Source organism: Streptomyces sp. WY228 (genome assembly GCF_019287315.1).
Lineage (GTDB): Bacteria > Actinomycetota > Actinomycetes > Streptomycetales > Streptomycetaceae > Streptomyces > Streptomyces caviscabies.
Genome location: NZ_CP079114.1, coordinates 4,460,332 through 4,475,109 on the forward strand (window position 1 = coordinate 4,460,332; position 14,778 = coordinate 4,475,109).

The following is a 14,778-nucleotide window of genomic DNA, read 5'->3' on the forward strand; positions in this document are numbered from 1 at the left end:
TGCCGGGCGAGGAACGGCTCGACCGACCGCAGGACTTCGGCTGGATAGGCGCTTAGCGGCGACCCTGAAGTGGTGGAGAAGGCGAGGCCCTGACACGCCTCACTGCGGTGCTTCGCCTGCTACCCGGGCCTCATGCAGTGCGAGAAGCTCGCCGAGGTCATTGGCGATCATGACCTGGGCGAGGCGGCCGGCGATGGCCACGACCTGCGGCCAACTGTCGGCTCGTAGGTATTCCGCGTCGGTTTCGTGCGAGGTCTCTGCCTCGGCGGTGCCGAGCGCGGCACCCAGCTGCCGCATGAGTGCGACCTCTTCTTCGGTACGCAGCCCAATGCCGAGGTACTGCTCCGGACGGTCGGCATCGCAGAAGTCGTCGAACAAGACGTGGAAGATATGGTCCAGGTTCTCGAACGTGGACGGATCAAGCCATACGTCGCGCTGCCAGGGCGGATTGGCCAGCGCCAGCACCGCCGGTACGAGATGGATCCGAACGCGCGCCGTGATGAGCATGTCATCGTCCACCCGGCGCATCGTAGCGGCTGTGTGCTTGGGCGGCCTGACCGTCGCGCCGGCCGCCTCCGGGACGACGCGGCAGTGGCATCCGCAGCCGTGGCTGATCGAGATGGGACGTGGTCAGTCCGACGAGCAAGGTGGATCGGCAGGCTCACCCATCCATGCCTGGGGCTGAGGAAACCGTGGGACGGGTGACGAGGATCGAACTCGCGCTCTGAGCTTGGGAATCAGCGGTTCTTGAGCGGTCGTTCTAGCTTTGACCTGCACGGTTGGCCGAGACGTACAGGGTCGGGGAGGCCGAGGGTTTCTCCGGCCAAGTCGAGCAGTCCTCCTGCGAGGTCTCGCGCACGACCTCGAACCGCCCTACGGTGGTGAGGCGGGAGGCGGGCTCCCGACCGCCCGCGCCTGCTTCGCACGCGACGAGGCGGCGGTCCGGGCGCCGCAGCGGCCGCTCAGAGGTGACCGTCCAGGAACTGCCGTACCTCATCGCTGGTCATGGGTCCCGTGCTGTGCGCCACCGCCGCTCCCTCCTTCAGCAGGAGGCAGGACGGGGCTCCGGTGATCCCGTATCGCTCCGTTGCCGCCGGGCAACGCGTGATGTCGGTGCGGACGACCGTCAGGCGGCCGGTGTAGGCGGCGGCGATGTCGCCCACGACGACGTCCATCACCCGGCAGGGCTCGATTGCCTTGGGCCATGCCCCGGTGAAGTATGCGAGAACCGGAACCTTGCTTCTCTCGAGGATGAAATCGAACTCCGCGTCCTCACGAGGCCGGTGAACCAGTTTTGTCATGGGAGCTCCTGACCTCACGTTCGTACTCCATCCCATCATCCCTCGCGCGGTGTGCCAGGTCGGCCCTGGCCGGTCGTCCGGCCGGCTGCCGGGAGGGAGGTGGGTGTACGGGCCGCCGCAGGACGGCGGTGGCCCCTGGGACGAGCGGCCCGGCCCCTTGCCACGACGACCGGAAAGCCGTTTTCCAGGGCACAGCGGCATGGCACCGGGAACGAGCACGATCTCCGGACGCTCGCGGACGCGGCGGTGGACGGGGGACGCGTCAGCGGGCCCGGAGGCCGACCGCCAGCGTCAGTTCAAGGACCCGGTGCGGTGATGCGAGATCGGGAAACAGCTCCCGCAGCTGCGACATCCGGTAGCGAACCGTCTGGGGGTGGACGAACAACTCCGCCGCGACCTCGTCCCGTCTGCCCTGGTGCAGCAGCCACGCCCGCAACGTCTCTTCCAGCCGTCGTGCGGTTGCGGCGGGCAGGGTCTGCAACGGTGCGAGGGCTCGGGCGCGCAGGTCTGCGAACGCGTCCGCGTCGGCGCTGAGCACCAGGTCGGGCAGGTGGTCCTCGGTGTCGCGAATGTCAGAGGAAAGGGAGCGCGCGCGTAGGGCTCGTGCGTACGAGGCGGACGCGTGGGTCCATGGCCGGGCCGGGCCGACCACGGCGGCGCGGTCGGTCAGCTGCCGTAGGAGACGTGATCGGTCGGCATCGGGGACGAGGAGCACACCGGTGTCATCCGGCAGATCGTCGAGGACGAGGGTGCTCGGGTCGAGTGTCCGGTAGGCGGGCCGGGCCTGCGCGGCGGGCAGCAGGACGGCGGTCAGTGAGACCGGCTGCGCCGGCGAGGAGGTCGCGGGCCAGGTGTTCCAGGTGGCGCTCGTGGGCTCTGCCCCGGGCGACCAGTTCGTCGGCGTGGCCCGCGGCGCTCGCGGCGGAGAGCTCGTCGATGTAGGCGAAGGTCAGCTCGGCGAACTTCGCGACCTCGGCGGCGGGCAGACCCGCGGGTACGGCACCCGCTGCCAGACATCGCCAGGCGACCCGGGCGCCGACGCGGTAGGCGCTGAGCAGGGCGTCCATCGAACGGCCGTCGCGCACCTCGCCGCGGCCCAGCTCGTAGGCGGCGTCCCCGGCGTCGCCGCCCGTGGCGCTCCCGCTCGCAAGGTCCAGGTAGTGCCCCAGGGCGGTGCGGACGGCCCTGCGGATGGTGGCGCCCATGCGGCCCGACAAGGCACGGGCGTAGGGAGGAACCTCGTCGATGATCGCCTGGACGACTTCGTCGGCGGTGGTCTTCAGTGCGGCCCGAAGGGCGGTGACCGTCGTCTCATCCAGGGTCAGTTCGCTGGCCCTCCGGATTGCATAGCTCATTTTTTTGTTCCCTGCGAACAATTCGGCCGACCAGATTTACATCCTGTGGTCAGGACTTTACGCCTGGAGGCGCAGCAAGCTGGAGGCATGACGAGTACAGCCCTCCGCGGCAGGGCGTGGAAACTGCTGGAGATGGTCACGACGCCGCTGCTGCCGTCGGACTACCTCGACCTGGTCAGCCCGCTCCGTACAAGCGCTGACCTACGGGGGCGCATCGAGGCCGTGCGCCCCGAGACGGGAGACGCCGCGACGGTCGTGATCAGGCCGGGGCGGGGCTGGCGCGGCCACACAGCCGGCCAGTACGTGCGGATCGGGGTCGACGTCGACGGGGTGCGCCTGTGGCGTGCCTACTCCATCACCTCGCCGACGAACCGCCAGGACGGCCGCATCACGATCACCGTGAAGGCGATCCCGGACGGCAAGGTCAGCAACCACCTGGTCCGGCGGGCGAAACCGGGCACGCTGATCCAGCTCGACCAGGCGACCGGGGACTTCGTCCTGCCGCGGGCCAAGCCCGCCAAGGTGCTCTACCTGACGGCCGGCAGCGGCATCACGCCCGTGATGGGCATGCTGCGCGACACCGGACTCGACGACGTCGCCATGGTCCACTGCGCGCCACAGCCGCAGGACGTGATCTTCCGCAAGGAACTGCACGGCCTGGTCGCGGACAAGAAGCTTCGGCTCACCGAGGTGCACACCGACACCGACGGCAAGCTCGACATCGCCCGTCTCCAGGAACTCGTGCCCGACTGGGCCGAGCGCGAGACCTGGGCCTGCGGGCCCGCGGGTCTGCTCGACGCCGCCGAAGAACACTGGACCGAACAGGGCGTCCAAGAACGCCTGCACACCGAGCGCTTCCGCCCCGGCACCGTCGTCGCCGGCGAGGGCGGCGAGGTCACGTTCAGCACCACCGGCAAGACCATCGACGCGGACGGCGCCACGCCGCTGCTGGACATCGGCGAGGAAGCCGGCGTGCTCATGCCCTCCGGGTGCCGTATGGGCATCTGCTTCGGCTGCGTCACGCCGCTCAAGGCCGGTGCTGTCCGCGACCTGCGTACCGGCGAGATCACCGAGGCCGAGCCGGGCGTCCTCATCCAGACCTGTGTGTCCGCCGCGGCGGGCCCCTGCGACATCGAACGGTAGGAGCACCTTGACCGCCATCGACCCCACCGCCCACCTGACCGCGGAGCAGATCGAGGAACTGGGACGCGAGCTGGACGCCATCCGCGACGAGGTGATCGCCGACCGTGGCGAGAAGGACGCCGCCTACATCCGGCGGGTCATCTCGGCGCAGCGCAAGCTGGAGCTGGCCAGCAGGGGTGTGCTGCTGTTCTCGATCTTCCCGCCCGCGTGGCTGATCGGCACCGCCGGGCTGTCCGTGGCGAAGATCATGGACAACATGGAGATCGGCCACAACGTCCTGCACGGCCAGTGGGACTGGATGCGCGACCCGAAGATCCACTCCACCACCTGGGAGTGGGATCACGTCTCGCCGTCCGATCAGTGGAAGCACTCGCACAACGAGCTGCACCACACGTACACCAACGTGATCGGCAAGGACAACGACCTCGGCTACGGCATCATGCGCGTCGACGAGGACCAGAAGTGGCACCCCTTCCACCTCGGCCAGCCGCTGTGGAACTTCCTCAACGCCTGCTTCTTCGAGTACGGCATCGCGGCGTACGACCTGGAGCTCGGCAAGAACCTCACCGGGAGCCGCCGCAAGAACCCGGAGTTCCGCGCGCGGGCCAGGGCCGTGGGCCGCAAGATCCGCAAGCAGGTGCTCAAGGACTACGTGATCCACCCGCTGCTCTCGGGCCCCTCGTTCCTCACCACACTCGCCGCCACGTTCACCGCGAACCTGGTCCGCAACGTCTGGACCCACTCGGTGATCATGTGCGGGCACTTCCCCGAGGGCGTACAGGTTTTCGAGCGCCGGTCGATCGAGGGTGAGACCCGCGGCCAGTGGTACCTGCGCCAGATGATGGGCTCGGCGAACATCAGCGGCAGCAAGGCCATGCACTTCATGACCGGCAACCTGTCGCACCAGATCGAGCACCACCTGTTCCCGGACCTGCCGAGCAACCGGTACGCCGAGGTCGCGGTGAAGGTGCGCGCGCTGTTCGAGAAGTACGAGCTGGAGTACGTCACCGGCCCGCTGCCCAAGCAGGTGTTCTCCGCGTGGCACAAGGTCTTCCGGCTCGCACTGCCGAACAAGCAGCCCAAGGCCGGAACTCTGGAGCGCGAGCAGGACCTCATCGCCGCCTGACTCCCGGCACTGGTTCGGACTCTTCGGCCGTACCGGGCTTCCTGGAGGAAGAGACCGCGCCCGGCGACCTGTACGGCGGCAAAGCCCGGTTCTGCCTCACCGTTCTCCCCTCGGGCGCAGGGCCCGGCGCCCGTCCTCGGGGCCTAAGCGCTTTGCGCCACGCGGCGTTGAAGTGGCGTGAACAGATATTGCCCGTCCCGCCACGCCATGCGCACTGTGGAATCGCGGGAGCGCTCCCACACTCTCGACCCTGCCGGGTTTCCCGGCCCCCACCGAAGGAAGAGATCATGATTTGTCATGTACGCAACACTCGAACGTGGCGCACTCTAACGCTCGTCCTGGGCACCGTCGCAGCGGTGCTTCTCAGCATGACCGCCTGGAGCGGCACAGCCATGGCTCACGGGTCGGTCGTCGACCCGGCATCGCGCGCCTACGACTGCTGGCAGCGCTGGGGCAGCGACTTCCAGAACCCGGCCATGGCGCAGCAGGACCCGATGTGCTGGCAGGCGTGGCAGGCCGACCCGAACGCCATGTGGAACTGGAACGGCCTGTACCGCAACGGCTCCGGGGGCAACTTCGAGGCGGTCGTTCCGGACGGTCAGCTGTGCAGCGGCGGTCGGACCGAGAGCGGTCGCTACAACGCGCTGGACACCGTGGGCGCATGGAAGACCACGGACATCACCGATGACTTCACCGTCGAGCTGTACGACCAGGCCAGCCACGGCGCGGACTACTTCAAGGTCTACGTCAGCCGTCAAGGATTCGACCCAACCGCCCAGGCGCTGGGCTGGAGCGACCTCGAACTGGTCGCGCAGACCGGCAGGTACGGGCCCAGCCAGAACTACTCGATCCCCGTGAGCACGTCCGGCTACACCGGTCACCACGTCGTCTACACGATCTGGCAGGCATCGCACATGGACCAGACGTACTTCCTGTGCAGCGATGTGAACTTCGGCTGACCTCACCGCTCACCGGGTGATCCCGCCGGACGCCACGGGCCCGGCGGGACTCCCGTGTCCCGACGTCACCGCCATGCAAGCGTCCTCGATTCCGGAGCCGACATGTCGCGAAACCGCTGGACCGGGCAGCTCCTGCTGGCCCTCCTACTGACCACTCTCACTGCATTGCCCGCCGCCGCCCAGTCCCTCGCGGCGGCCCCTCCCCCGACGGCGACCGCCACACCGACCGACGCGGCGCCCAACTCCTCCTCCGTCCCCCTTCCGTCGCTCCGCGCGACCACCACCCAGGTCGCCTCCGGCCTGAGACGGCCAACCGCGGTCGTCGCAACCGATGACGGCACCGATCGCTTGTTCATCACCGAGAAGTCCGGAACCGTACGTGCCTTCCACCCCCGTACCGGCCTGACCTCGGAGCCGCTCATCGACATCACGTCGGCCGTGGACGAATCGGGCAACGAGCGCGGCCTGCTCGGCATCGCCGTTCCGCCCGACTACGACGACAGCCGCAGCGTGTACCTGGCGTACACGGCACTGCCCGACGGTGCGGTCACCGTCGCCCGCTACCGGCTCGACGAATCCCGCCTGGAGGTCCTGCTCTCCCAGCCGCACTCCGAGTTCAGCAACCACAACGGGGGCCAGCTGGCGTTCGGCCCGGACCGCCACCTGTACTGGAGCATCGGTGACGGAGGCGGTTCCGCGGACCCCCTCCGTGCCGGGCAGCGACTGGACACCCTGCTGGGCAAGGTCGTGCGCATCGATGTGAGCCGCAGTTGCGGCCGGCTTCCCTACTGCGTGCCCGAGGACAACCCCTTCGTGGACACTCCCGGCGCCCACGAGGAGATCTGGCTGTACGGGCTGCGCAACCCGTGGCGATTCTCCTTCGACAGCATCGACGGCTCGATGTGGATCGGCGACGTCGGCCAGGGCCGGTGGGAGGAGGTCGATCACATCAGGCCCGGACAGGGCGGTCTGAACCTCGGCTGGTCCTGCTACGAGGGGCTGGAGAAGTTCAGCGGTGGCGACTGCGACGCCGGCGAAACATACACCGCGCCGGTTTTCACCTACTCCCCGTACACCGGCGGCTGTTCGGTCATCGGCGGTCACGTCTACCGAGGCCAGAAGCACGCCGACCTCGTAGGCGGCACGTACATCGCCAGCGACTACTGCTCCTCCACCGTCTGGGCGCTGCGCCCCGATGGCGAGGGCGGCTACGAGCAGGCCGAGATAGGGGAGATGCCCACCCAGGTGACGGCGATCGGTACGACCGCCGACGGGGAGTTCTACGCGGTCAATGACCTGCCAGGCGGCCTGCACCGCGTGTCCTTCGCCCAGGAGGAACCCACCTGCCGAGTGCAGCCCGCCGTACGGGCATGGGGCACCGGTACGACGGTCGACCTGACGGTCACCAACACCGGCAGCACTCCGGTGAACGGCTGGACACTGGAGTTCCCGCTGGCTCTCGGGCAGACCGTCACCTCCGACTGGAACACCGACCTCACCCAGGGAAGCAACACGATCACGGCCGCCAACACTTCGCACAACGCCACGATCGCGCCCGGTGCGAGCATCACCCTCGGCTACCTCGCCGCCCATACCGGCGACTCGTCGTCACCGCCGCGCTTCACGCTCAACGGGGACGCCTGTGCGGTCGCCCGCTGAGTTCGGGTCCGAGGCCACACGACCCGGATGCCCCGATCCATCACATACGGCGGCTTTCTCCTCGGCCAGTCCCATCAAGCGCCCCGTTCCCGAGGGCAGTCGACAGCCCTCGATTCGCGAATGCTACTCAGGCGAGCAGTAGCCGGGGAGCACTACATCCTCGCTCGTGCGCTCGATGGCCCGTGCCCCCCAAGGGGGCCGGTCGGCGGCTTGTGGCGCCTTCGCCCGCTCCGGCCCTCATGGTGCTCGCCGGGCCGGGCGGCGCCTTCAGTCACCAGGTGTGCGGTGCGGGAGTCCCGAACAGGTCTGGACACGGCGAAGCCCCAGGTTACTGGCCTGGGGCTTCGTGGAAGAGCGGGTGACGAGAATCGAACTCGCGCTCTGAGCTTGGGAATCAGCGGTCCTTAGGTTGTTACGGATGGTCTGACCTGCGATTTCGGATTGGGCGGGTGAATGGCTCTCGGTCTCTGGGAGCCGCATTTGACCGCTGTTGTCCGCTCCGCTGGGCACGGATGGGGCACGAGAGCTAGGAGCGCGACGCGTGCCCGGGCGGGCCGACTGGTCAGAGGGAGATGATGCGAACTTGGTTGCCGCAGAGTTTGGTCGTGTCGTCGCTGTTGGACGTCAACAGAGCGACGGGTTTCGGCTGGCGGAGGGCGACCTCGGCGACTGTGGCGTCGATGGCGTACTTGTGCCCGTGCAGCCCGACGCCTTTGAGGAGTTCCGCTGCTGCTTTCGCCGCCTGCTCGGTGACGGGCTCCACCTTGACGCGGGACAGGGCCCAGTTCAGACGAGGCATGTTGGTGCGGGAGTGGCCGACTTCCACGATGGTGTTGGCCCCGATGACCAGGTCGGCTCCCATGTCGTGGAAGACCTGAAGCATCGCGAGCAGCTTCCGGTCCTGCGCGATCCAGGCGGAGAGCCCTTCCGAGTCCAGGACGACGGTCTCGATGCGCTCGCTCACGCGGCATCCGCGCCCGTGGAGGTGCCGGCGGAGCCGAAGATCTTCGCGCGAGCCTCGGCGAGCTCCTCGTCGCTGAAGGGTCCGTGCTCCTCCTCGTGACGGCGGAGGTCGTCGCCCAGGAGCTGGTGCCGGATCTGGCGGGCTACGGCTTCCGCCACGTACCCGGAGACGTTGTCCGTGAGCTTGCGGAGCTCCGCCACCTGGTCGCTGGGGAGCGTGACGGTGATGCGAGTCGTTGAGGACATAAGTCCAAGCATACTTGAGTATGCACGCACTGGCTCGGGTTTCTGGTCCCCAGCCTTGACGCCTGCGGTCGCAGGCTCCGGGTGGAGACATGGGGGGCGATCACTCACCGGCTGGCCCTGGCGTGTGACGCTCTGGGCCGGTGCCGTTGGACGGCAAGCAAAAGGCCCCAGTCGTTGACCAGGGCCTTCGTTGTGGAGCGGGTGACGAGAATCGAACTCGCGCTCTGAGCTTGGGAATCAACGGGTCTTGAACCGTTGAAGGCTCCCTGACCTGCGCTTTCTCATAGGCTGGGGTGCATTGCTAGGGGCTCCGGGGACCGCACCTGACCGCTGTTGTCCGCTCCGCTGGGCACGGATGGGGCACAGGGGTGGGCGGTGCGACGATCCAGGCCGAGAACCGTTCCGAGCCCAGGACGACGGTTTCGACGCGCTCGCTCACTCAGCGTCCGCGCCCTTGGGGTGCCGGCAGAGCCGAAGATCTTCGCGCGGGCTTCGGCGAGCTCTTCGTCGCAGCACCAGTACAGTCGATCGGATCGGGTGATGGTGGCCGTAGTCAGCATCTTCCTTGCGGTGATTTACGTCCCGCTCCTCGTGTTCGCTTGGCTTTTCGCCCGGGAGCGGGTACCAAGCCGTACGAACTCGTCGACTCATGAGTCAGCCATCGTGTCTCGGCTTGTGAAGGTCTCCCTGCGGTGGTGGGAAGCAGCTCGGGAAGGTCGCTACCCTTGGGGACTGCTGCGCCTGTCACCTGGGTTGATGGCCGGGTCTGACGCAGGTTCGGTCACGCGACCTGGAGGGCCGGTGTGATCATGACAGTCTCGAATTCGATGGGGGTCAGCCGGCCGAGTGAGGCTTCTCTGCGGCGCCGGTGGTAGGTCCGCTCGATCCAGGTCACGATCGCGATCCGGAGTTCTTCGCGGGTGGCCGCGGCCACGCGGGACTTCATCCGCTCGTCGATGGAGTAGCCCACGATCCTGTTGCTGAAGGCTTCCTTGATCGCGCAGAGATAGAGCTTGCCTCGCCGGTGGCGTGCTCGGTGATGCTGGCGAGGCACAGCCGGTTCGCACAGGTTGCGGTGAAGTCACAGCGGACCAGGTCGTCATGGACTTGCGGGCCGGCCTCCTTGACCTTGCCGCGCTTCTTGCCGAACCCGCTCCACCAGCGGTCATCCCGGCAGATCCGCCATGAAGTCCGGTCCGTCACTACGGCGCCGGCGTTGCGCGCGTCGTCGGCCAGGAAGTGGTGAGCGTCGAACAGCGCGTGCGCGCGATACGGCTCCTTCAGCATGGCGTTGGTCACCGGCTGGCCCCAGCGGCAAGGCGGTACATCGGTCTCAAGGTCAGTCACCCACGGAGTGGGTGCCCCTAGGTAGGCTAGGCCACCACCAACCTAAGGATGCGACTATGCAGGACACTTCGGATGTGACCCGGAGGCTTTGGGCTCTGTGCGGAGTGCTGAGAAACGAAGGTGTGACTTACCACGAGTATTTGAACGAACTCACGTATCTTCTCTTCCTCAAGCTCGCCCATGAACTTGACATGGAAAACAGAATCCCAGGTAATTGTCGTTGGGTCGAGCTTACTGAAAGCGCACCAGATGACATTCTTTCGCGATATGCCGAAATGCTGGAAAATCTCGGCGCGGCTGATGATGACGTTGTCAAAACTATCTTTGCGGATTCGAAAACGGGCATCAATTCTGGCGAATCCCTGATGCAATTGGTCCAAGGCATCGAGGATATTGACTGGTACCGAGCGCGACAAAATGGCCTCGGCGACGTCTATGAAGGGCTAATCCAAAAAAACGCGCAGGAGTCTCGTTACGGCGCCGGTCAATACTTCACACCTCGACCAGTGGTAGAGGCGCTCGTTCAAGTCACTGCGCCAAGTGATGAAGATACTGTGTACGACCCTGCCGCAGGTACTGGTGGGTTCCTAGTAGCCGCAGGATTGGGCACTGCGACCATTAACACTTCGCCTCCTAAACTTGTTGGCATTGAGTTGGTCCGTGATGTTCAGCGTATGGCGCTCATGAATCTACTGCTGCACGGGCTCGAAGGGAAGGTTATTCTCGGTGACGCTCTGCATCACGATGTAGGTGAGAATGGGTACTCGGTCTGTCTCACTAATCCGCCGTTCGGCGCAAAGGGTGCACTAACTGCAGAGCAGAACGAGAAGCTTGAGTACCAAACCTCGAACAAACAACTTGCATTCTTGCAGCATGTCTATCGAAACCTGGCTAAGGGAGGACGTGCGGCAATTGTCGTTCCTGACAACGTCCTGTTCGAGGGAGGGACGGCCGGCGCCGTACGGACTAAGCTCCTAGAGAGTTACAGGGTTCACACTATTCTGAGTCTCCCGACAGGGATTTTTTACGCGACAGGCGTAAAGACTTCAGTACTGTTCTTCTGCGCCGATGGCGCAACTGACGAAACCTGGTTCTATGACTTGCGTTCAGGGCAGACGAGTTTCGGCAAAAGAAGGCAGATCCTGGCTAGCGACTTGAATGAATTCGTCTCAGCCTATGGTGCCGATGCTTTTGGAAAAAGCCCTCGGGTTGAAACGGATCGATTCAAGCGTATGACGCGTGAGGAGATCGCCACCCGTGGTGATCGTCTCGACTTCGCTCACGTGAAGCCTGCCGACAGGCCGGTGGGTTCAAGTAGTGTCGCTGATCTACTCGATGAGACCAGGACCTTGCGCGAGGAACTCGACAGCGCCTTGGCTGGGATTTCTGAGATTGAAAAGATTCTAACGCGCCATCTCCAGGACCACGAAGTGGAGACACTCGGGCTATGACAATTCCCGATGCGTTCCCCGCGGAATGGCGTTTCTGCCTGGTGAAAGAAGCGGGTGAAACTCTGGTTGGCCAACAACGTTCACCAGAGACTACAAGCGGTCCATCAAGCGATCAGCGGAACTATCTGCGCGTTGCAAACGTTCGCGATGATGCGCTAGATCTACAGGATCTTGCGACAATGAGCTTCGACGCTGTGGCTAGAGAGAAGTACCGCCTTGTAGAAGGAGACATTCTTCTATGTGAGGGACAGAGCCGTGAGCTGGTAGGGCGAGCGGCGATGTATCGATCCGAACCTGAGCAGCTTTACTTCCAGAATACGCTTATCAGATTCCGGGCTCATCATGAGATTCTACCAGAATTTGCTCTCCTGGTCTTCAGGGCGTACCAGCACTCAGGCGTGTTCGCGGAAATCGCTAAGTCCACTACTAATATTGCTCACCTAGGACTTCGTCGATTTCAAGAGCTACCTTTTCCGCTGCCTCCTAGAATTACTCAAGAGGCAATCATTGATTGTGCCCGCGATATACAGAGCTCTATCGACGCCGCTCTTGTAGCGATGAGCAACATCATTGACACGGCAACTGATCTTCCAGGTAGGGCGAGAAACCTTCTCATCTTGGAAGGCCGTGAGCTTGGAGTGCCTGGAGAGTCGGATCAGGAAACGCGGACAACATGGCAACCAGCAGCAGACGTAGTCGCTGAAGACTCACCTATCGTTTATGGGATTCTTCAGCCCGGGCCTGACATCGATGATGGTTCGGGCGTTCCGTATGTTCGCGGCCAGGACTTGAGGGACGGGTTTATTCTTCAAGATCATCTGAGGATGACATCGCAGTCGATCGCTCAGCGATATGAGCGGTCATCGCTAAAGCGCGGTGATGTGCTACTTGGCATCATCCGCAGCCTCCGTGTCGCCGTCGTACCGCAAGAGCTCAGCGGCGCGAATATTACTCAAGGAACGGCCAGGATCAGACCCAGTAGCCGCGTAGATAGCGACTACCTTGCGCATTGGCTATCAAGCTCAGCGGCGCAGGGATGGCTCCGAAGCCGATTGCGCGGTATCGATATGCCTGGGTTGAATCTGCGTGATGTCAGGCAGTTGCCTGTACCAGTACGGGACCTGAGTACTCAACGTCAGATTGCCGAAACCTTGGATGAGGTAACCGCAGCACATCAGGGTGTCATCAGGGATGCGCAAAGCGCCGTCAGTCGGCTCCAAGGACTGGAGCACGAGTTCACTGCATCTTGCGCGTTCGGGGACATGGCTAGATGGATTACGCAGAGGACGGCAGGCGACGAGAGTGAGTCCTTGTCCTCGCTAATTTTGACCCAGGTGAAGGAATCGGCTTCAAAGCCGCGCAAGAAGACTGCTTCTAGGTCGCCACGATCCAGCAAGAACAGGAGCAAGCGAATTAGTCTCAAAAGCACCACCACTCCGCAAGAGATACTAGCCGTACTGCAAGGGGCTTCGGGCCCGTTGGTCCCAGAACACCTATTCCGACAGCTTTCTCTGTCGGATAGCGCTGTTGATAGCTTCTACGCTGCCTTGCGGGAGCTGAAGCAAATGCGCCGGCTTGAGGTGGTGCGTCCGAACGATACGGATGTCAAGATCTCGGTGGCTGAGTAAATGCGTATCACACGTGTGAAAGTGAAATCGTTCAAGAACCTGCAGGACTTCGAGATTCAGCTTGATGAAAATACCGCTGTTTCCGTACTGGTCGGACGTAATGGCAGTGGAAAGTCCAACCTCCTTGAGGCTTTGACGATCATCTTTCGTGACATTGACCTCGGGCGGCGGCCCGAGTTCGCGTTCGAGTTGGATTATCTGATCAAAGAGAATTCCGTTTCCATCGTCTCGGAGCCGTCTCGAACTGGCCACAGTGTTAGATGTCGTGTGAATGGTAGCCCGATCAGTTTCGCTAAGTTCGCAGGCTCTGATGGCCGGGAGTACCGACCCCAGCATGTGTTTGGCTACTACTCCGGTCCGAGTAACCGCCTCGAAGAACACTTCATTCCTCATCAGGAGCGTTTCTACAGGGACCTAATTGACGGCATTGAGAGGCCGCTGCGGCCTCTTTTCTATGCTCGTAATGTGCACTCCAATTTCGTTCTCCTGGCTTTCTTCTTGGACGAAGATCCTGTAGTCATGCGGTTGCTGCGTGACCATCTTGGTATCGAGGGCTTGGACTCCGTCCTCTTTGAGATGCAGAAGCCCTCCTGGCCTGGCAAGGATGGTGATGAACGATTTTGGAATGCGCGCGGCACGGTTAGAGCACTACTCGATCACCTTTACCGACTGTCGCTCGCGCCTATGAGGCTGGAACGCAAGGTAAGGACAGGATTGTCCCGGACTGGGCAAACGGAGCATCTCTATCTTTACCTTGAGAGTTTGCTGGAAGCCAAGGAACTTAGAGCCGCCTATGCAAGCAATGGTGATTTCTTCAAGGCTCTCGAAAGTACTTACATTTCTGAACTAATTCATGACGTCCGCATCAGAGTGAAAAGCACTAGGTCATCCTCCTCTCTAACGTTCCGAGAACTGAGCGAGGGAGAGCAGCAGCTTCTTCTTGTTCTTGGATTGATGAGGTTCACTCGAGAAGAAGAGTCCCTTTTTCTGCTCGATGAGCCTGATACACATTTGAACCCGGCCTGGAGTGTTCAGTACCGGAAGTTCTTGGGCGAGTTCGGTGGGCTTGACGACGGTTGCCAGGTGCTGATGGCAACCCATGACCCGCTTGTTGTAGCTGGCCTACTCAGACAGGATGTTCGTATTCTTGAACGGCATAGCGGCGGTCACGTAACCGCCGTAGAGCCGTTGGAGGATCCGCAGGGAATGGGCGTCGGAGCGCTCCTGACGAGTGACGTTTACGGGTTGAGGTCTCAACTCGACCTTGAGACGCTCGACAAGCTAGATGAGAAAAGAACTCTGTCCGCGCGCTCTGATGGTGAACTGACTCCAGAGGAGCAGGACAGGCTAAATAGACTAGGGAATGAGCTTAGGCATCTGGGTCTTTTGATGGAAGACAGGGACCCTGAGTTTCAGGCGTATCTCAAGGCTAAATCGGCAAGTCAAACGTCGCAGCGTCCCCTCTCTTTCACGAGGGAGGAAGTGGAGGAGAACTTCGAAGATGCTGTGGCGCTATTGAATGAGATCGAAGAGCAGGAAGACTAGTGCTGTCGGGGGCAGTTCTTGATTTTCATTGATCGGCAGGAAGTTATCGCACGTC

General features: G+C 63.3%; 13 protein-coding genes and 1 pseudogene. 7 read left to right on the forward strand and 7 right to left on the reverse strand.

The window, feature by feature from the left end:
• Positions 1–99: 99 nt before the first annotated feature.
• The 3 genes and pseudogenes from KV381_RS19540 to KV381_RS19550 form a co-directional block, all read right to left on the reverse strand.
• Complete coding sequence (locus tag KV381_RS19540) at positions 100–519, reverse strand: hypothetical protein (protein WP_103537973.1); 420 nt, start codon at positions 517–519, stop codon at positions 100–102.
• Positions 520–962: 443 nt separating this feature from the next.
• On the reverse strand, positions 963–1,301 hold the full coding sequence (locus tag KV381_RS19545) for a co-chaperone YbbN (protein ID WP_103537972.1): 339 nt from the start codon (positions 1,299–1,301) through the stop codon (positions 963–965).
• A gap of 262 nt (positions 1,302–1,563) precedes the next feature.
• A pseudogene (locus tag KV381_RS19550) lies at positions 1,564–2,656 on the reverse strand (PucR family transcriptional regulator).
• Positions 2,657–2,788: 132 nt separating this feature from the next.
• On the opposite strand from KV381_RS19550, the gene KV381_RS19555 reads away from it, so the two are divergent.
• The 4 genes from KV381_RS19555 (at position 2,789) to KV381_RS19570 (ending at position 7,543) form a co-directional block, all read left to right on the forward strand.
• Positions 2,789–3,799, forward strand: coding sequence for a ferredoxin reductase (locus tag KV381_RS19555; protein ID WP_218787260.1), 1,011 nt, complete (start codon positions 2,789–2,791; stop codon positions 3,797–3,799).
• Positions 3,800–3,806: 7 nt separating this feature from the next.
• Positions 3,807–4,925: an acyl-CoA desaturase gene (locus KV381_RS19560; protein ID WP_218785841.1), complete on the forward strand. Its 1,119-nt coding sequence runs from the start codon at positions 3,807–3,809 to the stop codon at positions 4,923–4,925.
• Positions 4,926–5,212: 287 nt separating this feature from the next.
• Positions 5,213–5,884: a lytic polysaccharide monooxygenase gene (locus tag KV381_RS19565; RefSeq protein WP_218785843.1), complete on the forward strand. Its 672-nt coding sequence runs from the start codon at positions 5,213–5,215 to the stop codon at positions 5,882–5,884.
• Positions 5,885–5,986: 102 nt separating this feature from the next.
• Positions 5,987–7,543 carry a PQQ-dependent sugar dehydrogenase gene (locus KV381_RS19570; RefSeq protein ID WP_218785845.1) on the forward strand — a complete coding sequence of 519 codons (1,557 nt, stop codon included), beginning with the start codon at positions 5,987–5,989 and terminating at the stop codon, positions 7,541–7,543.
• A 562-nt stretch (positions 7,544–8,105) separates the two neighbouring features.
• Here KV381_RS19570 and KV381_RS19575 read toward each other — a convergent pair.
• The 4 genes from KV381_RS19575 to KV381_RS37105 form a co-directional block, all read right to left on the reverse strand.
• Entirely contained in the window at positions 8,106–8,507 is a 402-nt protein-coding gene (locus tag KV381_RS19575; protein ID WP_218785847.1) for a DNA-binding protein, read from the reverse strand.
• On the reverse strand, positions 8,504–8,752 hold the full coding sequence (locus tag KV381_RS19580; protein ID WP_007457715.1) for a type II toxin-antitoxin system CcdA family antitoxin: 249 nt from the start codon (positions 8,750–8,752) through the stop codon (positions 8,504–8,506). The genes KV381_RS19575 and KV381_RS19580 overlap by 4 nt, the downstream gene beginning before the upstream one ends.
• 781 nt (positions 8,753–9,533) lie before the next feature.
• Complete coding sequence (locus tag KV381_RS37100) at positions 9,534–9,722, reverse strand: hypothetical protein (protein WP_218785849.1); 189 nt, start codon at positions 9,720–9,722, stop codon at positions 9,534–9,536.
• Positions 9,695–10,099 carry a hypothetical protein gene (locus KV381_RS37105; protein ID WP_218785851.1) on the reverse strand — a complete coding sequence of 135 codons (405 nt, stop codon included), beginning with the start codon at positions 10,097–10,099 and terminating at the stop codon, positions 9,695–9,697. The genes KV381_RS37100 and KV381_RS37105 overlap by 28 nt, the downstream gene beginning before the upstream one ends.
• Before the next feature lie 56 nt (positions 10,100–10,155).
• On the opposite strand from KV381_RS37105, the gene KV381_RS19595 reads away from it, so the two are divergent.
• From KV381_RS19595 to KV381_RS19605, 3 genes are read left to right on the forward strand one after another with little or no spacing between them, the layout of a single operon-like run.
• The gene (locus tag KV381_RS19595; protein ID WP_218785853.1) at positions 10,156–11,550 is read left to right on the forward strand and encodes a class I SAM-dependent DNA methyltransferase; all 1,395 of its coding nucleotides are present in this window, start codon (positions 10,156–10,158) and stop codon (positions 11,548–11,550) included.
• Positions 11,547–13,178 (forward strand): restriction endonuclease subunit S, encoded by a 1,632-nt coding sequence (locus tag KV381_RS19600; protein WP_218785855.1) that lies wholly within the window; start codon positions 11,547–11,549, stop codon positions 13,176–13,178. The genes KV381_RS19595 and KV381_RS19600 overlap by 4 nt, the downstream gene beginning before the upstream one ends.
• Entirely contained in the window at positions 13,179–14,723 is a 1,545-nt protein-coding gene (locus tag KV381_RS19605; protein ID WP_218785857.1) for an AAA family ATPase, read from the forward strand.
• The last annotated feature ends 55 nt before the right edge of the window (positions 14,724–14,778 follow it).

Coding starts and splice junctions, on each gene's coding strand:
- KV381_RS19555 (WP_218787260.1), top strand. CDS start 2,789: ATGGTCACGACGCCGCTGCTGCCGTCGGACTACCTCGACCTGGTCAGC.
- KV381_RS19580 (WP_007457715.1), bottom strand. CDS start 8,752: ATGTCCTCAACGACTCGCATCACCGTCACGCTCCCCAGCGACCAGGTG.
- KV381_RS19565 (WP_218785843.1), top strand. CDS start 5,213: ATGATTTGTCATGTACGCAACACTCGAACGTGGCGCACTCTAACGCTC.
- KV381_RS19545 (WP_103537972.1), bottom strand. CDS start 1,301: ATGACAAAACTGGTTCACCGGCCTCGTGAGGACGCGGAGTTCGATTTC.
- KV381_RS19570 (WP_218785845.1), top strand. CDS start 5,987: ATGTCGCGAAACCGCTGGACCGGGCAGCTCCTGCTGGCCCTCCTACTG.
- KV381_RS19605 (WP_218785857.1), top strand. CDS start 13,179: ATGCGTATCACACGTGTGAAAGTGAAATCGTTCAAGAACCTGCAGGAC.
- KV381_RS19600 (WP_218785855.1), top strand. CDS start 11,547: ATGACAATTCCCGATGCGTTCCCCGCGGAATGGCGTTTCTGCCTGGTG.
- KV381_RS19595 (WP_218785853.1), top strand. CDS start 10,156: ATGCAGGACACTTCGGATGTGACCCGGAGGCTTTGGGCTCTGTGCGGA.